The 22,762-nt window shown below is 66.9% G+C and carries 24 protein-coding genes and 1 pseudogene; 9 read left to right on the plus strand and 16 right to left on the minus strand.

The annotated features are described in order from the left end of the window. Positions 1–86: 86 nt before the first annotated feature. From RQI43_RS06635 to RQI43_RS06645, 3 genes are all read right to left on the minus strand, one after another. Positions 87–302, minus strand: a complete 216-nt coding sequence (locus RQI43_RS06635) for a heavy-metal-associated domain-containing protein (RefSeq protein ID WP_311274636.1) — start codon at positions 300–302, stop codon at positions 87–89. Positions 303–426: 124 nt separating this feature from the next. After that, positions 427–654, minus strand: a complete 228-nt coding sequence (locus RQI43_RS06640; protein ID WP_311274637.1) for a GDCCVxC domain-containing (seleno)protein — start codon at positions 652–654, stop codon at positions 427–429. 2 nt (positions 655–656) lie between these two features. Next, positions 657–1,076 (minus strand): mercuric transporter MerT family protein, encoded by a 420-nt coding sequence (locus RQI43_RS06645; RefSeq protein WP_311274638.1) that lies wholly within the window; start codon positions 1,074–1,076, stop codon positions 657–659. A gap of 14 nt (positions 1,077–1,090) precedes the next feature. Here RQI43_RS06645 and RQI43_RS06650 point away from each other — a divergent pair, with 14 nt between their 5' ends. Continuing rightward, positions 1,091–1,555 carry a helix-turn-helix domain-containing protein gene (locus tag RQI43_RS06650; protein ID WP_311274639.1) on the plus strand — a complete coding sequence of 155 codons (465 nt, stop codon included), beginning with the start codon at positions 1,091–1,093 and terminating at the stop codon, positions 1,553–1,555. A 24-nt stretch (positions 1,556–1,579) separates the two neighbouring features. On the opposite strand, the gene RQI43_RS06655 is transcribed toward RQI43_RS06650, so the two are convergent. The 12 genes from RQI43_RS06655 to RQI43_RS06710 form a co-directional block, all read right to left on the minus strand. Further along, on the minus strand, positions 1,580–2,056 hold the full coding sequence (locus RQI43_RS06655; protein ID WP_311274756.1) for a DUF411 domain-containing protein: 477 nt from the start codon (positions 2,054–2,056) through the stop codon (positions 1,580–1,582). A gap of 17 nt (positions 2,057–2,073) precedes the next feature. Beyond that, positions 2,074–5,241 (minus strand): CusA/CzcA family heavy metal efflux RND transporter, encoded by a 3,168-nt coding sequence (locus tag RQI43_RS06660; protein ID WP_311274640.1) that lies wholly within the window; start codon positions 5,239–5,241, stop codon positions 2,074–2,076. Beyond that, entirely contained in the window at positions 5,238–6,740 is a 1,503-nt protein-coding gene (locus RQI43_RS06665) for an efflux RND transporter periplasmic adaptor subunit (RefSeq protein ID WP_311274641.1), read from the minus strand. Before RQI43_RS06665 ends, RQI43_RS06660 begins: the two co-directional genes overlap by 4 nt. Continuing rightward, positions 6,737–7,132 carry a FixH family protein gene (locus tag RQI43_RS06670; protein WP_311274642.1) on the minus strand — a complete coding sequence of 132 codons (396 nt, stop codon included), beginning with the start codon at positions 7,130–7,132 and terminating at the stop codon, positions 6,737–6,739. Before RQI43_RS06670 ends, RQI43_RS06665 begins: the two co-directional genes overlap by 4 nt. Before the next feature lie 83 nt (positions 7,133–7,215). Further along, positions 7,216–7,611 (minus strand): hypothetical protein, encoded by a 396-nt coding sequence (locus RQI43_RS06675; protein ID WP_311274757.1) that lies wholly within the window; start codon positions 7,609–7,611, stop codon positions 7,216–7,218. 287 nt (positions 7,612–7,898) lie between these two features. Continuing rightward, on the minus strand, positions 7,899–8,879 hold the full coding sequence (locus RQI43_RS06680) for an arsenic resistance protein (protein WP_311274643.1): 981 nt from the start codon (positions 8,877–8,879) through the stop codon (positions 7,899–7,901). Then, positions 8,876–9,262 (minus strand): metalloregulator ArsR/SmtB family transcription factor, encoded by a 387-nt coding sequence (locus tag RQI43_RS06685; protein ID WP_311274644.1) that lies wholly within the window; start codon positions 9,260–9,262, stop codon positions 8,876–8,878. The genes RQI43_RS06680 and RQI43_RS06685 overlap by 4 nt, the downstream gene beginning before the upstream one ends. 99 nt (positions 9,263–9,361) lie before the next feature. Then, positions 9,362–10,534, minus strand: coding sequence for an MFS transporter (locus RQI43_RS06690; RefSeq protein ID WP_311274645.1), 1,173 nt, complete (start codon positions 10,532–10,534; stop codon positions 9,362–9,364). A 7-nt stretch (positions 10,535–10,541) separates the two neighbouring features. After that, entirely contained in the window at positions 10,542–11,837 is a 1,296-nt protein-coding gene (locus tag RQI43_RS06695) for an arsenic transporter (RefSeq protein WP_018044312.1), read from the minus strand. Between the two features lie 36 nt (positions 11,838–11,873). After that, the gene (arsC, locus tag RQI43_RS06700; RefSeq protein ID WP_018044313.1) at positions 11,874–12,299 is read right to left on the minus strand and encodes an arsenate reductase (glutaredoxin); all 426 of its coding nucleotides are present in this window, start codon (positions 12,297–12,299) and stop codon (positions 11,874–11,876) included. Next, positions 12,299–12,826, minus strand: a complete 528-nt coding sequence (locus tag RQI43_RS06705; RefSeq protein WP_018044314.1) for an arsenate reductase ArsC — start codon at positions 12,824–12,826, stop codon at positions 12,299–12,301. Before RQI43_RS06705 ends, arsC begins: the two co-directional genes overlap by 1 nt. Further along, positions 12,819–13,178, minus strand: coding sequence for a helix-turn-helix transcriptional regulator (locus RQI43_RS06710; protein ID WP_026176011.1), 360 nt, complete (start codon positions 13,176–13,178; stop codon positions 12,819–12,821). The genes RQI43_RS06705 and RQI43_RS06710 overlap by 8 nt, the downstream gene beginning before the upstream one ends. Positions 13,179–13,228: 50 nt before the next feature. Between RQI43_RS06710 and arsH the strand changes: the two genes are divergently transcribed. Continuing rightward, complete coding sequence (arsH, locus tag RQI43_RS06715) at positions 13,229–13,975, plus strand: arsenical resistance protein ArsH (protein WP_018044316.1); 747 nt, start codon at positions 13,229–13,231, stop codon at positions 13,973–13,975. Positions 13,976–14,112: 137 nt separating this feature from the next. Here arsH and RQI43_RS24540 read toward each other — a convergent pair. Next, positions 14,113–14,469: pseudogene (locus tag RQI43_RS24540) on the minus strand (hypothetical protein); the annotation flags it as partial. A gap of 354 nt (positions 14,470–14,823) precedes the next feature. On the opposite strand from RQI43_RS24540, the gene RQI43_RS06720 reads away from it, so the two are divergent. The 7 genes from RQI43_RS06720 to RQI43_RS06750 all read left to right on the plus strand — a co-directional run bounded on the left by RQI43_RS06720 (position 14,824) and on the right by RQI43_RS06750 (position 22,529). Then, positions 14,824–15,402 (plus strand): toll/interleukin-1 receptor domain-containing protein, encoded by a 579-nt coding sequence (locus RQI43_RS06720; RefSeq protein WP_018044318.1) that lies wholly within the window; start codon positions 14,824–14,826, stop codon positions 15,400–15,402. Positions 15,403–15,443: 41 nt separating this feature from the next. Next, complete coding sequence (locus RQI43_RS06725) at positions 15,444–17,048, plus strand: DUF2235 domain-containing protein (RefSeq protein ID WP_026176012.1); 1,605 nt, start codon at positions 15,444–15,446, stop codon at positions 17,046–17,048. 57 nt (positions 17,049–17,105) lie between these two features. Beyond that, positions 17,106–19,109 (plus strand): AAA family ATPase, encoded by a 2,004-nt coding sequence (locus RQI43_RS06730; protein WP_311274646.1) that lies wholly within the window; start codon positions 17,106–17,108, stop codon positions 19,107–19,109. 193 nt (positions 19,110–19,302) lie between these two features. Continuing rightward, entirely contained in the window at positions 19,303–19,731 is a 429-nt protein-coding gene (locus RQI43_RS06735; RefSeq protein WP_018044321.1) for a LexA family transcriptional regulator, read from the plus strand. Then, complete coding sequence (locus RQI43_RS06740) at positions 19,728–21,017, plus strand: Y-family DNA polymerase (protein WP_018044322.1); 1,290 nt, start codon at positions 19,728–19,730, stop codon at positions 21,015–21,017. The genes RQI43_RS06735 and RQI43_RS06740 overlap by 4 nt, the downstream gene beginning before the upstream one ends. 154 nt (positions 21,018–21,171) lie before the next feature. Beyond that, complete coding sequence (locus tag RQI43_RS06745) at positions 21,172–21,714, plus strand: metallophosphoesterase (protein WP_018044323.1); 543 nt, start codon at positions 21,172–21,174, stop codon at positions 21,712–21,714. Beyond that, positions 21,711–22,529, plus strand: a complete 819-nt coding sequence (locus RQI43_RS06750) for a metallophosphoesterase (protein ID WP_018044324.1) — start codon at positions 21,711–21,713, stop codon at positions 22,527–22,529. Before RQI43_RS06745 ends, RQI43_RS06750 begins: the two co-directional genes overlap by 4 nt. Positions 22,530–22,762: the final 233 nt, after the last annotated feature.

Raw genomic sequence — 22,762 nt, forward strand, 5'->3', positions numbered from 1 at the left:
CGTACACCAAATGAGAGCTGGGAGGAATGGCCAGTTCGAAGGAAGCAATCCTCGAACCGCGCCTTCGGTTTCAGATCTTTGTCGGTTCAGGCCGCAAGGGCTACGGCGTCCGCGCCATAGCCGGCGGCACGGACCGCGTCGACGAACCGTCCGGCCGGGGTCCCGGCGAGGCTCGTGATGGCGACCTTGCCGGTCGGGAGATCGACCGAGACCGTGGCGCCGGCATCCACGTCGTGGATCGCGCGGGTGACTGACTTGGCGCAGCCGGCGCAGTTCATCCTGGTGACCTTGATTTCGAACATGACGACTCTCCGTTCGGGTGACGTCACACCCAGATGGTGCTTCCCACCGTGGGAAGGTCAAGGTCCATCGGTCATTTGGGCGACGGGAGCCGCTTTGCCGGATCGGTTGAACTTTTGGGTCGCATCAGTTTCCATCGCAGCAGGCCGAAGGGGTCCCGCTCCGTATGGCCTCCTGGATCGGGGGGCACGGCACGTCGCCGTAGGAGCAGAACACGCAGCAATCCCCGGTCTTGGGTTGGAGAAGGGTCCCGCACCCGGTGCAGTCATAGAAGAACCGGCAAGCGTCGGTGGGCATCGTTTCCAAGGCCTGCCGACCGCAGTGCGGGCAGGTGAGCGTCGATTGAAGCTGCATCGTCAGCCTCGCATCGCCCGCAGGACGACCGGCTCGATATATGGCTCCCATATCGCCGCCAGGCCGACGAGGATGCTGCCGGACCCGAGCAGGGTCGCCGTCCGCCATCGGCCCCGTTTCCCCGCACACGGACCTGACGGCGCGCATGCGCGCGCACGGTGCCGGAACATCACGCCCCAGCCGATGAGCAGCGCGAGGGTGGCGCCGCCCAGCAGGAACGGGCGCAGTTCCACCAGGAGATGCAAGCCACCGAACACTGCCCCCGTCGCACCGAGGCCTGCTAGGGCGACCGGCAGGGCACAGCACGAGGACGCCGCGAGAGCCCCCATTCCGGCCACGGTACCCAGGCTCGCGAGCACGCCGGGCGAAAGTGCGGGCGGGTCCGCGCTCGCGATTGGTTCGGCCAAGGCTCGAACGCTCATGTGTGGTGCTCCCGATGATCGCGTGGCACCTTGCACCCCGTAGCCGCTACGGGTTCAAGCACAAAGTGGTCGCATCACCGCAAGGCATCACCATCGGACGGCTGGCCGAGGCGGCTGGCGTCAACCTTGAGACCATCCGGTACTACGAGCGCATCGGGCTCATGCCCCCGCCGCCAAGGACCGCCGGAGGCCATCGCGTCTACGACAATACCCATGTCCGGCGTCTGGCCTTCATCCGCCATGCCCGGGAACTCGGTTTCGGCATCGAGGATATCCGGGCCTTGCTGAGGCTCTCGGAACCGGGCCATCGTTCCTGTGCCGAGGTGCGGGACATCGCGAGCGTGCACCTGGCGGCGGTGCGGGATAAGCTCACCCGCCTGATGGCACTTGAGCGCGTCCTCGATGAGACCGTCCATCGATGCACGGGTGAGCCGGTTCCCGCATGCCCGGTCCTCGACATGCTGGGCGCGGTGAGTTGAGGGGGTCCCTCTTCTTGACGCGGTTCAAGCCACCACGCCTCCGCGGTATCGCGCGAATGTTTCGCGGCCTGCCGGTCCGAACAGGACGACGTCGTAGGTGTCGGGTTCCATGCCCTCGACCTCCATGCCGGGGGAGCCGGCGGGCATGCCGGGGACGGCCAGCCCCGTGCCCTCGGGCTTCTCGGCCAGGAGCCGCCTGATCGCCCCGGCCGGCACGTGCCCCTCCACCACGTAGCCGCCGACCTGGGCGGTGTGGCAGGAAGCGAGGTCCCGTGGCACCCCGAGGCGCACCTTCAGCGGGTTCACCGGGCCCTCCGTCACGGTTACCGCGAAACCTTGCTCCCGCAGGTGGGCGACCCACTTCTCGCAGCAGCCGCAGCTCGGGTCCTTCGTCACGGCCACGGTGGGCAGGGCCTGCGCCAGGGCGTGATGGCCAAGGGTGACCGACGCCGCCAGGCCCAGCACCAGGGCGCGTCGCGTCGGTCTCGTCGTCTCGTTCATCATCTGGTCTTTTCCTCTCATTCAACGGCCAAGGGCATCGTGGGCTCTTCGACGGATACCGGTCGCATATCGGATTTCGGCAGTCCCCATCCCTTTACCAGCCCGTAGACCGCCGGGATCACGACCAAGGTCAGGACGGTCGACGACACCATGCCGCCGATCATGGGGACCGCGATCCGCTGCATGACCTCCGAGCCCGATCCGGTGCTCCACAGGATTGGCACTAGCCCGGCCATGATGGCGACGACCGTCATCATCTTCGGGCGAACCCTCTCGACCGCGCCGACCATGATGGCCCGCCGCAGATCCTCACGGGCGAGGGGCCGCCCATCGCGGTTACACGCGGCCCGGACCTCGTCGAGGGCATGGTCGAGGTAGACCAGCATGATCACCCCGGTCTCGGCCGCCACGCCGGCGAGCGCGATGAAGCCGACCGCCACCGCCACCGACATGTTGAAGCCCATCCACCACATCAGCCAGATGCCGCCGACGAGGGCGAAGGGCAGCGACAGCATCACGATGAGGGTCTCGGTCATGCGGCGGAAATTGAGGTAGAGGAGCAGGAACACGATCAGCAGCGTCAGCGGGACCACGACCTTGAGCCGGGCCGTCGCCCGGTCAAGATACTCGACCTGCCCGCTCCACTGCACGAGGGTACCCTGCGGCAGGCTGACCTCGTTGGCCACCGCCGCCCTGGCCTCGGCGACGTAGCCTCCGAGGTCGCGACCGGCGACGTCGACGTAGATGAATACCGCGAGCTGGCCGTTCTCGGTCCGGATCTGGGTCGGACCGCGCGTGAGGGCGACCTTGGCGACCTCGCCGAGCGGTACCGTCCCCCCGCCAGGGATCGGCACCTGGACCTCGGAGGCGATGGATCGCGGGTCGGAGCGGAAGGCGCGCGGGTAGCGCACGTTGACGGTGTAGCGCTCGCGGCCCTCGACGGTGTTGGTGACGCTCTCGCCGCCGAGCGCCATGGCGATGACGTCCTGCACGTCGCCGATCGTCAGCCCGTACCGGCCCAGCACCTCGCGGTCGGGGGTGATGTCGAGGAAGTAGCCGCCCTGGACGCGCTCGGCATAGGCGCTCGACGTACCCGGGACCGCCTTCGCCACGGCCTCGACCTGGCGGGCGACCTTTTCCATCTCGGTGAGGTCCGTCCCCAATACCTTGATCCCGACGGGCGTGCGGATGCCGGTCGAGAGCATGTCGATCCGGGCACGGATCGGCTGGGTCCAGGCATTCGAGACCCCGGGGAACTGGAGCGCGGCGTCCATCTCGGACTTGAGGCTCGCCATCGTGACCCCGGGTCGCCACTCCGCCTTCGGCTTCAGGTTGACGATGGTCTCGAACATTTCGGACGGCGCCGGGTCCGTCGCGGTGTTGGCCCGTCCGGCCTTGCCGTAGACCGAGGCGACCTCGGGGAACGACTTGATGATCCTGTCCTGGGTCGCCAGCAGGTCCCCGGCCTTGGTCACCGAGATGCCCGGCAGGGTGGTGGGCATGTACATCAGGGTGCCCTCGTCGAGATCGGGCATGAATTCCGAGCCGAGTCGGCTCGCCGGCCACGCCGTCGCCGCCAGGACGACGAGGGCCAGCAGGATGGTAAGCACCCGCGCCCGCAGGACGCCCGCGATGAGCGGTCGGTAGATCCAGATCAGGAGTCTGTTCACCGGGTTACGATGCTCGGGGATGATCCGGCCACGGACGAAGAGGATCATCAGGGCCGGCACGAGGGTCAGGGACAGCACCGCTGCCGCCGCCATCGCGAACGTCTTGGTGAAGGCCAGGGGCCCGAACAGGCGCCCTTCCTGGCTCTCCAAGGTGAAGATCGGCAGGAAGCTCACGGTGATGATGAGGAGCGAGAAGAACAGCGACGGCCCAACCTCGCTTGCGGCCTCGATGAGGATCTCGACGCGACGCTTGCCTGGGTCTGCCCGTTCCAGGTGCTTGTGGGCGTTCTCGATCATCACGATGGCGGCGTCGATCATGGCACCCACCGCGATGGCGATGCCGCCCAGGCTCATGATGTTGGCCCCGAGCCCCAAGGCCTTCATGCCCGCGAACGCCATCAGGATGCCGACCGGCAGCATCAGGATCGCGACCAGCGCGCTGCGGACGTGGAGCAGGAACACGACGCAGACGAGGGCGACGATGGCACTCTCCTCGATCAGCGTGCCCTTGAGGGTCTCGATGGCCGCCTCGATCAGGTGCGAGCGGTCATAGACCGGAAGGATCTCCGTGCCCTTGGGCAGGTTGGCGGCGACCTCGGAAAGCCGGGCCTTCACGTTCTCGATCACGTTCAGGGCGTTGGCACCGAACCGTTGCAGGATGATCCCGCCGGCGACCTCGCCCTCGCCGTTCATCTCGGTGATGCCTCGCCGCTCGTCGGGGCCAAGCTCGACCCGCGCCACGTCCTTCACCCGCAACGGGGTGCCCGCCTCGGTCTTCAAGACGATGCTCTCGATGTCGGCGACGCTCTTCAGGTAGCCGCGGCCCCGAACCACGAACTCGAACTCGGAGAGTTCGACGGTGCGGCCGCCGACGTCGGCGTTGCTCGCCCGGATCGCCTCCCTCAGCTTGGACAGGGTGATGCCCTGCGCCCGTAGGCGGTTCGGATCGACCACCACGTTGTACTGCTTGACGAAGCCGCCGACCCCCGCGACCTCCGCCACGCCTTCGGCGCGGGACGCCCCGAAGCGGACGACCCAGTCCTGGAGCGAGCGGAGCTCGGCCAGCGTCCGTTCCTTGGCGACCACGACGTACTGGTAGACCCAGCCCACGCCGGTCGCGTCCGGTCCCAGCGTCGGGGTGACGCCGGCCGGCAGGCGCTTGGCCACGGTGTTCAGGTATTCGAGCACCCGGCTGCGAGCCCAGTACGGGTCCGTGCCGTCCTCGAAGATCACGTAGACGAACGAGACGCCGAAGAACGAGAACCCGCGCACGACCTTCGACCGGGGCACCGTCAGCATGGCGGTGGTCAGCGGGTAGGTAACCTGGTCCTCGATGACCTGGGGCGCCTGCCCGGGGTATTCGGTGTAGACGATGGTCTGGACGTCCGAGAGGTCCGGGATCGCGTCGAGCGGCAGGGTTTTGAGGGCGTAGAGCCCGGCTCCCACCGCAAAAATGGTCCCGATCAGGACCAGCACCAGATTCCGGGCCGACCAGGCGATGAGGCGGGCAATCATGGCGCCTTCCCTTCGGCCGCGGCCTGCGTGCCGGGATCGGGCTTGGGTTCGGAAAGACCTTGGAGGGCCGCCTTCAGGTTGCTCTCGGCGTCGATGAGGAAGTTGGCCGAGGTTACTACGCGGTCGCCCGCGGCGATGCCGTCGCGGATCTCGACGTAGCCGTCGCCCCGGGTGCCGAGCCTGACAGGCCGCGGTTCGAAGCGGCCTTCGCCCTTGTCCAGCAGAACGACCTGCCTGGTGCCGGTGTCGATGACCGCGTCGTCGGGCACCGCGACCACCGGACTGTCGCTGCCGGTGGCGATGGCGACGTCGGCGAACATGCCCGGGCGCAGGTCGCCGTTCGGGTTGGGCAATTCGATGCGCAGGCGGGCGGTCCGGGTCCCCATGGCAAGGTGCGGGTAGATCCGGGTCACCGCGCCGGTGAAGACGCGATCCGGAAAGGTCCGGGCGCGCACGGTCGCCGTCTGGCCTTCGGCCACCGCCGCGAGGTCGCGTTCGGTCACGTCGGCCAGGACCCAGACCCTGGAATGGTCGACGAGCTTGAACAGTGTGTCGCCGGACTTGGCGCGCATGCCGTCCGAGACGTTGCGCTCGACCACGACGCCGTCGCGGGGCGCCGACCACGTGATGGTGGAAGGCACTTTTCGGGATCGCTCGATCTCGTCGATGACCTCGGGCGGAATGCCGAGGTTCTCCAGGCGGCGCCGGGCGCCCTCGTAGCCGATGCCGGTGAGGTACTGCGCGGCGGCCGCGTTCATCTCCGGCGAGAACAGCCGCAGGAGCGGCTGCCCCTTGCGGACGTGGTCGCCGGTGGTGACGGCCTCGACCTTCTCGATGAAGGCGTCGGTGCGCATCGCGATGACCGAGATCCGGCGCTCGTCCTCCTCGATGGCGCCGGGCGCGCGCACCGGCATCGACAGGACTTGTCGCTCGGCTACCGCCGTCCGAACCCCGGTGCGCTGGAGCTTGCCGGGCGAGATTTTCACGGTGCCGTCGTCAGTGTCCTCGCCCTCGTAGACGGGGAGGTAGTCCATCCCCATCGAGTCCTTTTTCGGAATCGGCGAGGTGTCCGGCAGGCCCATCGGGTTGCGGTAGAAGCGCACTTTGCGGGCGCTCCCAGGCATTGTGGCCTGACCCATGGCCATGTCGCCGTGCCCGGCGTCGGGCATCGCCTCCGCCTCATCGGGTTCGTCGAAGCGGACGTCCTCGCTGGCGTGGACGGCGCGATAGTCGCGACCGTCCGCCGTGCGCTTGCGCTCCGCGGCGTAGTCCGGCTTCCCGTCCGGGTCCTGGTAGTAGACGACTGGTCCCGTCGCCTTGGCCGGGACCCGAGCGGGCACCGGGGATGCCTGCCGGGCGCCCGGCAGCCAATGGGCGAACCCAATCCGCGCCTGCTGGACGAATGCCGGCACGGGGCTGCCCTCATGCCCCGCGCCATACCCCAAAACCCCCGCCGCGAGCGCGGCGAGGGTCCCGGCTGTCCAAGCCGTCCGGCTCACTTGGTGGCCTTGAACACCAGCCTGTTCTCGACGGTGCCGGTCTCGCCCTGCACCTTGGCCCCGAGCGAGAGGCGCCAGCCGCCGGCCATCGTCAGCTTCGCCTTGAAGCGGTAGATGCCCGGCTCCGGCGACGGCACCTGTTCGATCTTCGAGGTCATCTCCTCCATGCTGTCGGGCGCCATGTCGATGCGCTTGGCGAAGATGACGGCGTTCGGCACGGGCTTGGACGTGCGCTTGTCGACGAGGCGGACGTCGAGGATGGCCTCGCCCTGCTTGGCCTCGTCTTTCACGAGTTGGAACTCGTAGTCCTTGGTATCGGCCCGGGCCGCGGCGGTCAGGGCGAGGCCGAGCAGCGCAGCCGTGAAGGCGCGCGAAAAAAATGTCTTGGACACGGTCGATGATCTCCTGAAAACGATGGGACCCGGGCGTTTTAGGCGCGCGGGATCGGCCGGCGCAGCCGCCGGCGGCATCGGGTTCAGGCTCGGGGAGGCTCGGAGGGTGGCCCTTGCGAGAGGCTGTCGAAGGAGGCCGTGACGGCCCAAATAGTTCCCTCGACGACGGCGCGGCGGACAGGCATCCGCACGCCGCAGGGGAGGCCGGTCGCCACCTTCGCCAGGCAAAGCGCCATCAACGGACAGCCCTTCGAGCAGTCGGGAAGGTCCGGCTGATTCTTGGGACAGCACGGCATGTCATCCATGGCCATCCCGGTCATGTCATCCATGGCCTCGTCGAGCATCGCCATGGCGTGCCCCTGAACGGCCGTCGGTGCGTGCATGCCCGCAGCGGCCGCAGATGCGGTCACCGGCGCAAGGGCGAGGCTGAGCGCCGCCAGGAGCGGGAGCAGCCGCCGAAGGGCGAGCCAGAAGGTCACGAACGGACGATGCCACATCGAGTGTCGGCGCGGAAGGGACAGGGACTGCCTGATGAAAGCCCCACCGGCGGAGAGACCAAACCCGCGACGAGGAAGCCGAGGGACAGGCCCCCGATGACCCATCACAGAGGCCACCCCGTGTCCTCCGATATCAGGTTGTCGAGCACGGACAGCAGGTAGAACGAGCCCCCCAGGTCAGGATTTGGATCGAGCCAAGGGCCGAGATCACCACGAGACGGTGGCGATGCGGGATCACGGGTACGCTTTGCCGTCTCATCGGGGTCGACCTAGACGGCCGGGACTGGCGACGCCGCCGTTGGGCCGAGCCTGGGCATGAGGCGGACGTAAGCGAGTTCGCTCAGGAGCTCAATCAGTGTCTGGGTGACGATGACGGCGGGCAGGAGCGGGACGGCGCCCGGAATGGCGAAGGCCAGCGGCAGAACCACCAGGGAGTTGCGGGTGGCGGCGCTGAAGGCCAACGTCCGCACCGTGGGGGCGTCGAGGCGGAACGCGCGCCCAACCGCCCAGCCCAGCAAGGGGGCCGCCACGGCGAAGGCGACGTACACGGGGACCACCCGCAGGGCATCGTCGAGCGCGGGCCCGAGTTGGGGAAGGACGGACGCGATCACCACGAACAGGACCAGCGCCGTCGCCGGCACCGGCAGGAGCCCGAGGCCCCTGGTCACCCGTTGCCCGGCCGGGCGGCGTCCGGCCCAGAGCTGCACCGCCGCGGCAAGCCCGAGCGGGACCGCGATGAGCCAGACGAACGCATGCACGAACGGTCCGACCTGGACGAACCTAGCGGCGTCCTCGCCAAGGAAGACGTTCAGGTAGACCGGCAGCAGCAGCATCTGCGCGATCAGCAACGCCGGGGTGGAGGCCAGTAACACCTTGGCGTCGGCCCGTCCGAGATGGGCGAAGGTCACGACGTAATCGATGCACGGCGTGAGAAGCACCATTAGGACGCCCAGGCGCAGCATGGGATTGGCGGGCAGGAATTGGATCAGGCCTGCGACCAGCACCGGCAAGACGACGAAGTTCGTGACGAGCAATGCCGCGAGGAAGCGGACGCGTGCGAAGGACCGCCCGAGTTCGGCCAACGGCACCTGGAGGAAGGTAACGAACAGCATCAGCCCAAGGGCAGGGTTGATCCCAGGCTCAAGCGCAGTGGTGCCGGGAACCGTTAGCGCCACGATGATGGCGATGCCGATTGCAGCGAAGTAGATCGCGATCTGATGGCCTTCGAGGGTGTCGCGCAGCGTGGTCATGCTTCCTCGCAGGCGATCGTTGGGGATGGCCCGACACGTTGCGGCCTCCCGGTGCATTTGGCGAACAGGTCGATGGCGCGGTCGCAGACCTCGCAGTGGCCCTCGCAGCAATCGCGCATCAGGAAGGCGACGAGGTCGGATAGGGCTGGGAAGATCGCGCTGTAGATGATCGAGCGCCCCTCGCGGCGGCTCTCGACAAGGCCGGCATTCTCAAGGTGGTTGAGGTGGAACGAGATGCGCGGCGCGGAGGCCCCGGCGATCGCCTCGGTGATGGCGCCGGCCGCCAAGCCCTTCGCGCCGGCCGTGACAAGGAGGCGGATGATGCGAAGGCGGGTCTCCTGCGCAATGGCCGCGAAGCCGTCGAGTGCTTGTTTCTCTTGCACGACACTTAAACCGTTATGGAACCGTTTAAGCGTCAGTAGGCTGGCAGGGGGTCGAGGGCAAGGTCAGATCGAGGCTGGATCGCGGCAACCGCCGGCTTGCTAGCTTTGCGGCCGGACACGCCAGAGGGATAAGGCAAGCGCGACGTTCGCCACGGCGAGGACGCTGAGCAGGGCGTAGGTGGCGTTCGCGCCACCTTGGGCGAGGACCACGGCCCCGACGGAGGGGGCAAGCGCCTGCGCCACCAGCCCCGGACGGGCGAGCCGGCCGACGAGCGCGGCGTAGCGCTCGGGACCGAACAAGGCCAGGGGGACCGTACCCCGTGCGATCGAGTAGATCCCGTTTCCAGCCCCGTAGAGGATCAGCGCCAGCCCAACCAAGGGTAGGCCGGTGGTTAGCATCGCGACCCCCAGGGCCACCAGGACCATGGCCGCGGTGAGGGTCCAGAGGGGATGGTGCCGACCCCTTCCGGCCATCTCGACGATGCGGGCCCCCACCTGTGCCGGTCCGATTATTGCCCCGTATGCAACGGCCGAGGTGAGAGCCACGCCACGGGCTTGAAGCAGGGTGATGAGGTGCACCGAGACCATGGCCATCACCGTGCCCCCGAGGGTCAGCACCCCTGCCATGAGGAGGAATGCACGACGCTCTCGTCCCTCAAGCTGGATGGTAGGGATCGCGCCTTCCAATCGTGTGACGATACGTATGGGCGGCTTGGGGATCACGAGCAGGACGAGGGGCAACGTGACCGAGAGGTGCAGGCCTGCATAGGCGAGACAGGTCCCCCGCCAGCCCACCTGCTCGATCAGGAACGCCGAGAGAGGCCAGCATACCGTGCTGGCGAAACCGCCCCACAGGGTTAGCGTGGTGATGGCTGGCCTGGCCTCGGCACCGTAGAGACGCCCGAGGGTGGCGAAGGCGGGGTCGTACAGTCCGGTGCCCATGCCGAGGCCGATAAGGAGCCAGGCCGCCAGGTAAGCCGTGAGGTTCGGGGCCAGGGCAAGGCCCGCGAGGCCCAGCGCCAGGGTGATGGCGGCGAAGGCCAGCACCGGCCGGCCGCCATGCTCCCCGATGAAGGCTCCCACCCGCGGCGAGACGAGGCCCGCGACGAGAAGGCCTGCCGACAGCCCTCCGATGACCCAGCCGAGGGGCCATCCCGTATCCTTCGACATCGGCGCGGCCAGAACCGACAGGAGATAAAACGAGGAGCCCCAGGTCAGGATCTGGATCACGCCCAGGGCCGAGATCACGGGCCAGCGGCGCGCCGGGGTCATCGGTTCGCTACCGCGCCCCAAGAACGGGTAGCCACACTGTAAGGGCCGCCAGGGTGACGAGGAGCACCGGCGGCGTGATGACCAGACCCACCCGCATGTACTGGCCCCACGTGATGTGCTGGCCCTTGGTGTCGAGGACGTGGAGCCAGAGCAGGGTCGCCAGGCTCCCGATGGGGGTGAATTTCGGGCCGAGGTCGCAGCCGATGACGTTGGCGTAGATCATGAGCTCGCGCGTCAGGGGTGAGAGATTTGGGGCCTGCTGGATTGAGAGTGCACCCACCAGCACGCTCGGCATGTTGTTCATGACCGAGGACAGGATGGCGGCGGCGAACCCGGTCCCGATGGTGGCGACGAACGGGCCAAAGCCCGAGAGCCATACGAGCCCCTGCGCCAGGTAGCCGGTCAGCCCGGCATTCTTCAGGCCGTAGACCACGAGGTACATGCCGAGGCTGAACAGCACGATCTGCCAGGGGGCGCCGGTCAGGACCTTGCGAATGGGGATGACGCGGCTGCGGTTGGCCAGCGCCAGGAGGATCAGTGCGCCGGCACAGGTGACCACCGAGACCGGCACGCCGAACGGTGCGGTCACAAAGTAGGCGACCAGAAGCAGACCGAGGAGCGGGAAGGCCGCCCGGAAGACCAGCGGGTCCTTGATCGCGTGGCGCGGCGCTTCGAGCTCGGCTACCGGGTACGTGGCCGGAAGGTCGCGCCGGTAGAACAGCCACAGCACCACCAGGGTCGCTGCCAACGAGACCAGGTTCACCGGCACCATCACGGCCGCGTAGCGGCTAAAGGAGATGTCGAAGAAGTTCGCCGAGACGATGTTGACGAGGTTCGAGATCACCAGCGGCAGGCTCGTCGAGTCTGCCACGAACCCGCAGGCAACAATGAAGGCCAGCGCGGCCGCCGGCTTGAAGTTCAGCCGGAGCAGGATGGCGAGCACAATGGGGGTGAGCAGGAGGGCCGCCCCGTCATTGGCGAACACCGCCGCGATGGCTGCACCCAGGAGGATGAGCAGCGGGAAGAGCAGGCGTCCCCGGCCGCCGCCCCAGCGGGCGATGTGGAGCGCCGCCCAATGGAAGAAGCCGGCTTCGTCGAGGAGCAGCGAGATGATGATCAGCGCCACGAAGGTGAAGGTCGCGTCCCAGACGATGTGCCAGACCACCGGGATGTCGCCGGGGCTGATGACCCCGGTGGCCAGCGCCACGGCGGCCCCGATGAGGGCGCTCCACCCGATGCCGAGCCCCTTCGGCTGCCAGATGACGAAGACGAGGGTGACCACGAAGATGGCAAGGGCGAGCATCGGGACCGTTTCTTGTTCTTGTGTACGTGGAGCGGATCAGGCGGTGGCGACGCGGCGCCCGTGCTCGTCGACGACGCGCTCGCCGTCTTCCTTCACGAACTCGCCCTGCTGGGCCGGGAGGAGGTCGAGGACCGCCTCGGAGGGCCGGCACAGGGCAACGCCCTTCGGGCTCACCACCAGGGGGCGGTTCAGCAGGATCGGGTGCTCGGCGATGGCGTCGAGAAGCTGGTCGTCCGTCAGGCTCGGGTCCGAGAGCCCGAGTTCGGCGTAGGGCGTGACCTTCTCGCGGAGCAGAGCGCGGACGGTGACGCCAGCCCTGTCGGCGAGTTGGCGCACCAGGATCCGGTTCGGTGGCGTCTTGAGGTACTCGACCACATGCGGCTCGATGCCGGCGTTGCGGATCAGGGCCAGGGTGTTGCGGGACGTGCCGCAATCCGGGTTGTGGTAGATGACGACGTCCATCACGCGACCTCCGGGCGGGGCGAGGTGGCGCCGGCCCGCTGGCCGATCTCGCGCACCTTGGACGAGAGCGCCACGCCACTAAGGCTGTCGAGCGGCAGAGCGACGAAGGCTCCGATCCGGTTCTTCAGGTAGCGTTGGGCGGTGATGAACGCCGCCTTGCGCTGCATGTCGCTGCCTTCGACGGCTGCAGGGTCCTCGATGCCCCAGTGCGCCGTCACCGGCTGGCCGGGCCAGTAGGGGCAAGCCTCGCCGGCGGCGTTGTCACAGACCGTGAAGACGAAATCCATGACCGGCGCGTCGGGGCCGGCGAACGCGTCCCACGACTTCGAGCGCAGCCCCTCGGTCGGGTACTCCGTCTCGCGCAGAACCTGAACGGCGAGCGGGTTCACGTCCGCCTTCGGCTGGCTGCCGGCGGAAAAGGCCCGGAAACGACCCTGGCCCTCCTTGTTGAGCATGGCCTCCGCCAGGATCGAGCGAGCGGAGTTACCGGTGCAGAGGAACAGGACGTTGTAGACGCGGTCAGGCATGAGCGGTGTCTCCGGTGGGCAGGCAGCAGGCGGCGAGCGCGGCGACGGCGGGGGCGCAGACCTCGGGTCGCCCTTGGCAGCAATCGCGCATCAGAAATTGGATGAGCTCGGACAGGTCCGGGTAGGCGGCGCTGTAGATGATCGAGCGTCCCTCGCGCCGCGAGGTGACCAGCCCGGCATGGCTGAGCTCCTTCAGGTGAAATGACAGGTTGGTGCCCGAGACGCCGACCGCCTCGGCCAGCATGCCGGCCGCCATGCCTTCAGGGCCGGCGGTGACGAGCTGGCGCACGATGCGTAGGCGATGCTCCTGCCCAAGGGCCGCGAAGGCGGCGACGGCTTGCCGTTCGTCCATCATGATGTCAATATCTCAACCATCGTTGAAACGTAAAGGAACGAAGCGTCTTGGACAAGCCCCAACAGCCTTTCGCCGATGGATTGCCCAACCTCAGCGAGGAGCACTTCGTGGTCCCGGCGGCGACCGACCTTCAGGTGCAGGCACCGTTCACCCACGCCCCACGCTTCCTGATCCTGTACGGCTCGCTCCGGGAGCGTTCCTTCAGCCGCTTCCTGGCCTACGAGGCCGCGCGTCTCCTGGAGGCGATGGGAGGCGAGGTGCGGATCTACGACGCGCACGGCCTGCCGCTGCCCGACGACGCCACGGCCGATCACCCCAAGGTCGAGGAACTCCGGAACCTCTCGATCTGGTCCGAGGGCCACGTCTGGGTCAGCCCCGAGCGCCACGGCGCCATGACCGGGGTGATCAAGAGCCAGATCGACTGGCTCCCCCTGTCGGAAGGGTCGGTGCGCCCGACGCAGGGCCGGACCCTGGCCGTGATGCAGGTCTCGGGCGGCTCGCAGTCCTTCAACGCGGTCAACGGCCTGCGTGTGCTCGGGCGCTGGATGCGGATGATCACCATCCCGAACCAGTCTTCGGTCCCGATGGCCTATAAGGAATTTGACGAGGCCGGCCGGATGAGGCCTGGGCCGCTCTACGATCGGGTGGTCGACGTCTGCGAGGAATTGGTCAGGTTCACGCTCCTGACCCGCGAGCGCTCCTCCTATCTCGTTGACCGCTACTCCGAACGGAAAGAGCGAGAGCCTGAGCGCCTCAAGGCCGTCGCCGTCGACATCGGGTTCGTCAAGCGCTGAACCACTGCCCGTGGGGTGTTGGATCAAAGCCGAGTGGCCGCGAGTTGCGTTAGACAGCCCTTCGACGTCACAGCGATATTCGGTTCAGGATGGCATCCGAAGGCAAGATCGGCGGATGATCTCGCTGCCTCCGGCCGTCACATCCCCGGTTGGGGTGTGTCGTCCTCATCATCGGTCAGGTCGAGATCGACGGCCAGCCTGAGACGCGGCTCCATTCTGTCGGGCAGCACTCGGAGGATGACGACCTCAGCGTGCCCATGCCCGTCCCCCTGCACCCGATAGTACAGGACATGGGACGGCCCTCCCTTCCGTCCGGTCGCGAGTGCAACGTGGAGGGAACGCGTTTCGGGACCGAGGTTGGGCCTGGCTTTCGACGAAGGTGTATCTGATGCGTCGGCGACCATGCCAATCGCCCGGTCTATGTAGCCCACGTTAGCTTCGAGTTGGCGGGTACCGAACTCCTGGTGGGTTTCGACGAGTATGCGTTCGATATCGCTTTTCGCGGCGCTCCAGGGGTCAGAGTCGAGGGTGGCGGTCCCTGATTTTCATCGTGTGAGCGCTTCTTGAGGCGGCGGTGATCGCATCGCGGGCCCAAATCCCGCAAGCTCGGAGCGGGAGAGATCCACAGCGCAGGATGAGCGCAGGACGACTGGAACAAAACGTGTTCAGACGACATTATTCCTGAACTTGGCCGCCGCCTGGGGGGCTCATTGCGCACGAAATCCGGGCCAGGGGCCAGGAAGGCTACACCACCCAAGACGAAAGGGGCGGCGGTCGCGTGCGCCTCCAGTCCGCCAAAGCCGAGCGCACCAAAGGCGAAGACGAAGAAGCCAACGGTTCGGATCTTCGTGTCCTACAGCCACGCGAACTCAGCACAGCAGGCAAAGCTGCAGGTCCACCTGGCGCAACTGAAGCGCGACGAGGTCGAGACCTGGTTCGATGGCGACATGGAAGCCGGTGACGCACTGAACAGCAAGATCTCCCGTAAGCTTCGGGAGGCCCACGTCTTCGTGGCGTTGATGAGCCCCGAGTACATCCACAGCCACTGGTGCCAACTGGAGTACCGCCGTGCGATGGGCCGCCGGGCCAGGGGCGCAATGCGTGTGGTGGTCGTCGTGCTCCGCCATTGCGACTGGAAGGATACCGGCGCTTCGGCGCTAAAGGTGTTGCCGCGAGACGGCCGGGTGGTGAGCAACTGGCGAACCGCGGACGAGGCTTTTCACGACGTGACCCAGGGCATCCGCGGGGCGGTCAGGACGGTGCGCGCCTCGCTGGCCGAGGATGCCAAAGCGAGGCCTGCCAGGGCGGCCAGGAGCAAGGCATCCACAGGGAACGCCAAGACCGCCGGCGCTCGACGGATGAAGGGGGCCACGGGCCCGAAGCGGACCAAGGACGGTCCGCCGACGCGAAGTCGGGTTTCCGGTTGAACCATATAATTCGGGGGGCGGCCCGTGGGGTCGGAATGGGCATGCCGAAGAACATTGTCGTCTTTTCGGACGGGACCGGCCAGGAGGGCGGGCTGCGCGAGGAGCAGCGCCTCAGCAACGTCTACAAACTCTATCGCGTCTGCCGGGTTGGCCCGGACAGCGGCATCGACCCGAAGGATCAGGTGGCGTTCTACGACCCCGGGTTGGGGACCGACGGCTCAGCCACCGGGTTGCTGAGCGCCTACCGAAGGCTGCAGAAGCTCCTGTCCTCGGTGACGGGCCTCGGCATCACGAAGAACATCGCCGACTGCTACGCCTTCATCATCGACCACTACGAGCCGGGCGACCGTATCTTCCTCGTGGGCTTCAGCCGAGGAGCCTACACGGCCCGTTGCGTGGCAAACGTGCTCTTCCTGTGTGGCGTCCCGACGATTGCGCCCGGGGGCGAGTGCAAGGCCCCAAGCCTTTGGGCGGCGGTTGGCCAATGGATGAAGGAGAAGCTTCCAGGCCGGAAGCACGCGCTCCCGCCGCCGGCCGAGGCACTACCCCCCGGCAGTTACCTTCCACGGTTTCGGAAGACGACCCGCGACATCGCCAACGAGGCGGTGATGGGAGTCTACGAGTATGGCGCCGGGTCCCCTCGGGGCGACTACGACCGGGAGCGCCAGGAGCTGGCGCGTCGGTTCCGGCACCGATACGGGTCAGGCGACGACCTGAGGTCGAACGTGGCTCCTCATTTCGTAGGCGTGTTCGACACCGTCGCATCCCTCGGATCGGTCGGCGTACGGCGTTGGGGCCTCGCGGCAGGGCTGTTCGCGCTGGCCGCCGTGCTCGCCGCCGGGCCGTCGGTCGTGCTCGACCTTGCATTCCATACGGGGTTCTGGAAGCCGTTCGCGGTCGTCGCGATCCTCGGCGCGGCTTTCGTCCTGTGGCGCTGGCTTCCTACCACCATCAAGTTCATCGTGAACTCCCCCGTCAACGGCAAGACGCGCTTCAACCTCGCGCAATGGCGGTCCGGGAACTACGACAGGTTCCTCAGCGGCCACGTCGGCTACGGTCGGCACGCCCTGGCAATCGACGAGACCCGCGCCGACTTCCCCCGTGTCGAATGGGCGAAGAAGGACGCCATTCGCCAAAGGGTCGGCGACGAGCCCGATCCGCTGATCCAGATGTGGTTCGCAGGCAACCATTCCGACGTGGGCGGGAGTTATCCCGAGGTCGAAAGCCGGCTCTCCGACATCGCGCTGGACTGGATGGTCGAGGAGGCCACGACCATTCCGTATCCGCTCCTGGTCGACGGGATGGAACCGGGCAAGACGGGTACCGGGCGATTGCACCTGCACCCGGCCTTCGACGGCATGCAGCACTGCGAGGTCGCCGGGATGCGCGACACCATCGCGGGCATCGTCCCCGGCTGGCTCCTGCCATTGGCCGGCAGGCTGGGCTGGGCGGTGAAGCCACGCTACGTGCCGCCCGGGGCGCCTGTCCATGAGACCGTCTACCGGCGCTTCCGGTTGGCCGAGGTGACGCAATGCACCGGCAGGGGCCCCTACCGACCGGAGGCGCTGGCCACCCACGGGGATTTCAACGACGGATCTCCGGCCGCCCCTGCACCCGCGCAGGCTTCGGCTCCGGGCACGCCCTAACCATCATCCTTTCACATGCAGGCCTCCGCCGAGGCCGACCGGACAACGAGGTCTCGGATGAAGCTCGACAGTTTCAGGGTCACGAATTTTCGCAGCGTCGAGGATTCCGGCGAGATCACCCTCGGCGACATGGCCTGCCTCGTCGGCAAGAACGAGGCAGGCAAGACGGCACTGCTTCACGCGCTCGCCGGCCTGAAACCTCATGCGTCGACGCCTATCACGTTCGACCGTGAGCGGGACTACCCGCGGCGTTACCTGAACGAATACGAGAGGCGTCACGCGGACGACGACGCCATGGTCATCGCGACCCGGTGGACCTTGTCCGACGCCGAGATGAACGACCTCGCCGCATCTTTCGGGCCCGGCTGCCTCGCGTCGTCCCAGGTGACCCTCAGCCGGCGCTACGGTGGCGGGATCGGAGTGACCGTGCACCTCGACGAGGCCGCCTGCATGGCCTTCCTCACCGACAGGCATGGGCTAACCGAGGATGAGCGACGCGCCTTTGCGGCCTCCGGTTCGGCGGCAGCGGTCCGGAAGGCCCTGGAGGGCCTGGAGGAAATATCCGCAGCCCAACAGGCGCTACTGGATGCCCTGGAAGCCTTGCCAGGCAAATCGGTGCTCAACGCTATTGCGAGCCACGTTCGCTCGGCCTGCCCAAGCTTCATGTACTTCTCGCACTACGACCGCATGGCCGGCCAGATCCGCGTCGACGACATCGAGAGGGACGAGGATGGCGGCGTCCATCGATTTGGTCGCCGCCCGCATAGGTCGAGCGAGCCTCTCGAAGTCCCCGAGCTGGTTTTCCTCGATTTCCTGGAGTTCGCCGGGACCTCGGTCGAGGAGATCCGCGAGTCGAAGACCTACGAGTCGCTGAACGCGAAATGCGAATCCGCGTCGAACGCGATCACCGACCAACTGCGGGAATACTGGACCCAGAACCCGTTCCTGGAGATCGAGGTCAGGGTCACAAAGGCGGAGCCGAACGACCCCGCGCCGTTTGACGAGGGCGTGATCGCGCGCGCCCGCGTCAAAAACATCCTGCATCGCGTCTCGGTCCCCTTCTCGGAGCGGAGCGCCGGTTTCATCTGGTTCTTCTCGTTCCTGGTGAAGTTCGCCCAGGTCAGCAAGCAGGGCGGCAGCCTGGTGCTCCTGCTCGACGAGCCAGGGCTGACCCTTCACGGAAAGGCCCAGGCCGACCTGTTGAGGTACTTCGGCGACAAGCTGGTGCCCCACCACCAGGTGGTGTTCTCGACCCATTCGCCGTTCATGATTCCACCCGACGACCTGACGCTCTCGCGCATCGTCGAGGACCAGATCGAACAGCGGCCGAACGGCTTCCCGACGACGAAGGGCACCAAGGTGCGCGATGACGTCCTGGCGACCGATCCGGACACGCTGTTCCCGCTCCAGGCGGCGCTGGGCTACGACGTGACCCAGGCCCTGTTTATCGGCAAGCACACCTTGCTGGTCGAGGGGCCCGGCGACCTCGTCTTCCTCAATGCGCTCTCGGCCCAGTTGAAGCGCCGCAAGCGTATCGCGCTCGATCCGCGCTGGACGATCTGCCCGGCCGGCGGCCTCGACAAGATCCAGTCGTTCGTCTCGCTGTTCAAGGGCGCGAAGCTGCACATCGCGGTGATGTCCGACAGGGCTCAGGGCGACAAGCGCAAGCTGGAGCAACTCCGGGCCGCAGGTGCGATCCCCGAGAACCGCATCATGAACTACCCCGACGTGCTCGGCCTGCCAGAGGGGGATGTCGAGGACATCTTCGACCCGGAAGTCTACCTCGCCATTGTCAACGGAGCCTACGGCCTGAAGGGCCGCGGTGTGCTGACGACCGCCAAGCTCGACAAGGAGGCGGGGGGTATTGTGCGACTGGTCAAGCGGGTGGAGGCGGCCTTCAAGCTGCTGCCTCCCGACACGCCAGAGTTCGATCACTTCACGCCGGCGGACTGGCTTATTCGCAATCCCGCCGTTCTGGACGAAAAGACCCCCGCCATCGAGGCCACCCTGGACAATGCGGAGAAGGTGATCCGGGCGATCAACGGCGCCCTGCCTACGTAGTCCACCCCTACCGTCCGTGGCATCCCTTCGCGGACGGCGGGTGCATGAACCGCCTCTATCGCGGGAGACGGGTTTTCCCCACTCCACCATCGGCGGGACCTCATCGAATTGTGGCTTCGCACCCAAGCGTAGCCGCTATACGGAACCGGCCAAACGTGTTCTGCTTTTGTTCCTGGACTCTTGGAGGAGCACCATGCAGATCACTGGCATAAACATCGGCTTTTCCATGCCGGTGTCCCTTCTCGCCAAGCCTGTCCAGGCCGGCTTCCCGAGTCCGGCCGACGACTTCATCGAGGAAGAGATCGACCTCCAGCGCCTACTGATCGTCAACCGCCCGGCCACCTTCCTGGTCCGGGTCGCCGGCGACAGCATGATCCTAGCCCGCCTGTTCGACGGCGACCTCGCCGTCGTCGACCGCTCGCTCACCCCGCGCAACGGCGACATCGTCGTTGTCGACATCGACGGCGAGCGATCCTTCAAGGTCTGGAAGCGCCAAGGGCCGCGCATCTCGCTGCACTTCGCCAACCCTCGCTTCCCCGAGTTCCAACTCTCCCCCGACGCTGTCATTGAGGTCTGGGGCGTCGTCTCCGGGTCCGTCTGTGCGAAGCGCCGCTGCGAATGAGCGCCCGGGCCTACGCGCTCTCCGACGGCAACTCGTTCTACTGCTCGTGCGAGCGGGTCTTCGATGCTCGGCTGGCGAAGGTGCCGGTGATCGTGCTGTCCAACAACGATGGCTGCGCGATTGCCCGGACCAACGAGGCCAAGGCGCTCGGCATCCGGATGGGCGAGCCCTGGTTCAAGATCCGGGACATGTGCCGGCAGCAGGGTGTCCAAGTCTACTCCTCGAACTACGCCCTTTATGGAGACATGTCGGCCCGGGTGAACGCGGTCTACCGGGACTTCTCGCCCCGCATCGAGATTTACTCCATCGACGAGAGTTTTCTCGACATCTCCGACGTGCGCAACCAGGACCGGGCGTCCTTATGCAGGGACATGCGGGCGACCGTACGGGCCTGGACGGGCATCCCCACCTGCGTCGGCATCGGGTCGACCAAGACGTTGGCCAAGCTCGCCAACCACATCGCCAAGAAGGTACCCGAGCTCGAAGGGGTCTGCGACCTGACCGACCCGGAGCAGTACGACCACTGGATCATCCGCATCCCGGTGGGCGACATCTGGGGTGTGGGGCCGGCAAACGCCCGGCGCCTGGAAGCCCTGGGATGCGACAGCGCCGCCGATGTCCGCGACTTCGACCCACGCGTCGCCCGCAAGGCCATGACAGTCGTGGGCGAGCGCCTCGTCCACGAGCTGCGGGGTATGGCCTGCCTAGACCTGGAGACGGTAGCCGCCACCCGTAAGGGATGCGCCGTCACCCGGTCGTTCTCCGAGCGCGTCGAGGATCGCGCCACCATGGAGCAGGCCGTCGCCACCCATGCCTCCAGACTCGGCGAGAAGCTCCGCCGCGAGGGGTTGGCGACCAACCACGTGACGGTCTTCTTCCACACCTCGGAGCATGACCGCGACCGGCCTCAACGCTCGGTCTCGACCGTCGTGACGCTCCCCGAGGCGACCAGCGACACTCTCGCCCTGGTGAAGGCCGCCACCCACGGCGTCCGGAAGACCAGGCGGGACGGGTTCCGCTATTCCAAGGCCGGGGTGGTCACCACCGACCTGATGCCGCTGGCCGCATCGCAGCGTGCGATGCCGGGCTTGGGCCAACTCGACCGCGAGATGGGAGCCGCCCTGATGGAGGCGCTCGACGCCTGCAATCGCCGCTTCGGACGAGGCGCCGTCGTCCCGGGCGCCGCCGGGTTCGCCCCGAACCGCGAATGGTCGACCAAGTTCAAGATGCGGTCGCCCCGTTACACGACCCGCCTCGACGAGATTCCGATAGTCGCCGCGGCCTGACAAGCTTCTCACGCCCCTTGCGTTCGGGGACCGGCCAGGCGATCACGCGGAAGCTTCAAGGATAGTAACGATGAAACGCATGGCGCCGCCCCCGACCGACTAATCCCGGAGAGCGATGCCGCGCGCGAAGCCTCCGCAATTGCGAGAGGCTAAAATGCCAAAGGTACATTTTACGGCCGACAGCCACGTTGGCCATCAAGCTCTCATCCTCAGCCCGAGGATGCAGACCCAGCGACCGTTCGCTTCGCTTCACGAGCACGACGAGACCCTGGTCGAACGTTGGAACGCCGTCGTCCACCCGGATGACACGGTCTGGCACCTGGGCGACTTCGCATACCGGTGCACCGAGACTTATGCGCTCGCGATTTTCCTACGCCTTAACGGTCGCAAGCTCCTGATCCGTGGCAACCACGAGCGGATCGGTGAACGCCTCCCCTGGGCCGAGCCCGTCCGGGACGTGGCGATGATCGCCCTGCCGGACCCGGCGGGCGTGATGCGCTCCATATGGCTGAGCCATTACCCTCATGTGAGCTACCCTCGCTCCCACCGGGGTGGCCTTCACCTGCATGGGCATTCCCATGGTTCGGTCCCGGGCACGGCGACGCGTGCCGATGTCGGCGTGGATTGCTGGGACTGGGCCCCGGTGACGTTGGACCGGATCCTGGCGCGCTTGGCGACGAACGGAGCGGGGTCATGACTGCCCCTGGCCTTCGCCTATGGGTGTTCTCGGACCTGCATCAGGACTGGAAGGAGAATGCTTGGGACCCTGCCGCGCATGCGCCGGCGGGTGGTTTCGACGTGGCCGTCGTGGCCGGTGACGTGCACATGCCCCTGGTTCGGGCGCTGGACTGGCTCGGCGACCACTTGTCCGGCGTGCCGGTGGTCTACGTGCCAGGCAATCACGATTTTTGGTGGGACCGGGGTGAGGAACGCTACACGATTCACGACCAGTTGACCCGGGGGCGTGAGCGGGCGGACGCGCTCGGCATCCATCTCCTGCTCGACGACGCGGTCATCATCGACGGCGTTCGGTTCGCCGGCGGTACCCTATGGACGGACTTCCGCCTGGGGTCGTTCAACCTGAACCACGGTATCCGGACCGCCCAGGGGCGTGGTGGGATGGTCGATTACCGCCGGATCCGCACGGGTCCGAGGTCGCGCAATCGCATCAAGCCCGAGGAGGTGCTTGCGATGCACCGGGTCACCCGTGGCTTTATCGAGAACACCCTGGCCGTCAGCCACCCCGGTCCCACGGTGGTGGTGACCCATCACGCCCCGCACCCGGCGAGCCTTCCACGGAGCGACGCGGACCTACGGTGGTGCGATGCTTCCGACCTGACTGACGTCATCCTGGACCAAGGACCGGACGTCTGGGTCCACGGTCATGTCCATTATGCCTCCGATTACCGGGTGGGCCGGACGCGGGTGGTCTGCAACGCAAGGGGGCATTCAGATGAGCGAACCAGGTTCAGACATGGGCTCGTTGTTGAGGTCGCCCATTACATTCCTTGACCAGCCCCCTCGACGGATCCCAGGACAGGCCACAGTAGCCTCTCAGTCGGCTCGGTCCAAAATAACGGTCAGGTCACGGCATTCCGGACCTAAAAAATTCCCGAACGGGATACGGGCCTTGCGTTAACCGGGAGGCGCGGGGGGGGGGCTGTATCAAGGTGACCCAAACGGCCTGTCGACCCGGGGGCGCCCAGGCATTTTGCCGCCAGCGACCCTCGGAATAGGTAATTTGC

Origin of the sequence: Methylobacterium sp. WCS2018Hpa-22 (assembly GCF_031843785.1) — a bacterium.
GTDB lineage: Bacteria > Pseudomonadota > Alphaproteobacteria > Rhizobiales > Beijerinckiaceae > Methylobacterium.

What these genes read in the sequence shown, in the direction of transcription:
- RQI43_RS06635 (WP_311274636.1), bottom strand. Translation starts at nt 302, where the DNA reads ATGTTCGAAATCAAGGTCACCAGGATGAACTGCGCCGGCTGCGCCAAG.
- RQI43_RS06640 (WP_311274637.1), bottom strand. Translation starts at nt 654, where the DNA reads ATGCAGCTTCAATCGACGCTCACCTGCCCGCACTGCGGTCGGCAGGCC.
- RQI43_RS06645 (WP_311274638.1), bottom strand. Translation starts at nt 1,076, where the DNA reads ATGAGCGTTCGAGCCTTGGCCGAACCAATCGCGAGCGCGGACCCGCCC.
- RQI43_RS06650 (WP_311274639.1), top strand. Translation starts at nt 1,091, where the DNA reads ATGATCGCGTGGCACCTTGCACCCCGTAGCCGCTACGGGTTCAAGCAC.
- RQI43_RS06655 (WP_311274756.1), bottom strand. Translation starts at nt 2,056, where the DNA reads ATGAACGAGACGACGAGACCGACGCGACGCGCCCTGGTGCTGGGCCTG.
- RQI43_RS06660 (WP_311274640.1), bottom strand. Translation starts at nt 5,241, where the DNA reads ATGATTGCCCGCCTCATCGCCTGGTCGGCCCGGAATCTGGTGCTGGTC.
- RQI43_RS06680 (WP_311274643.1), bottom strand. Translation starts at nt 8,879, where the DNA reads ATGACCACGCTGCGCGACACCCTCGAAGGCCATCAGATCGCGATCTAC.
- RQI43_RS06690 (WP_311274645.1), bottom strand. Translation starts at nt 10,534, where the DNA reads ATGACCCCGGCGCGCCGCTGGCCCGTGATCTCGGCCCTGGGCGTGATC.
- RQI43_RS06695 (WP_018044312.1), bottom strand. Translation starts at nt 11,837, where the DNA reads ATGCTCGCCCTTGCCATCTTCGTGGTCACCCTCGTCTTCGTCATCTGG.
- arsC (WP_018044313.1), bottom strand. Translation starts at nt 12,299, where the DNA reads ATGGACGTCGTCATCTACCACAACCCGGATTGCGGCACGTCCCGCAAC.
- RQI43_RS06705 (WP_018044314.1), bottom strand. Translation starts at nt 12,826, where the DNA reads ATGCCTGACCGCGTCTACAACGTCCTGTTCCTCTGCACCGGTAACTCC.
- RQI43_RS06710 (WP_026176011.1), bottom strand. Translation starts at nt 13,178, where the DNA reads ATGGACGAACGGCAAGCCGTCGCCGCCTTCGCGGCCCTTGGGCAGGAG.
- RQI43_RS06725 (WP_026176012.1), top strand. Translation starts at nt 15,444, where the DNA reads ATGCCGAAGAACATTGTCGTCTTTTCGGACGGGACCGGCCAGGAGGGC.
- RQI43_RS06730 (WP_311274646.1), top strand. Translation starts at nt 17,106, where the DNA reads ATGAAGCTCGACAGTTTCAGGGTCACGAATTTTCGCAGCGTCGAGGAT.
- RQI43_RS06735 (WP_018044321.1), top strand. Translation starts at nt 19,303, where the DNA reads ATGCAGATCACTGGCATAAACATCGGCTTTTCCATGCCGGTGTCCCTT.
- RQI43_RS06740 (WP_018044322.1), top strand. Translation starts at nt 19,728, where the DNA reads ATGAGCGCCCGGGCCTACGCGCTCTCCGACGGCAACTCGTTCTACTGC.
- RQI43_RS06745 (WP_018044323.1), top strand. Translation starts at nt 21,172, where the DNA reads ATGCCAAAGGTACATTTTACGGCCGACAGCCACGTTGGCCATCAAGCT.
- RQI43_RS06750 (WP_018044324.1), top strand. Translation starts at nt 21,711, where the DNA reads ATGACTGCCCCTGGCCTTCGCCTATGGGTGTTCTCGGACCTGCATCAG.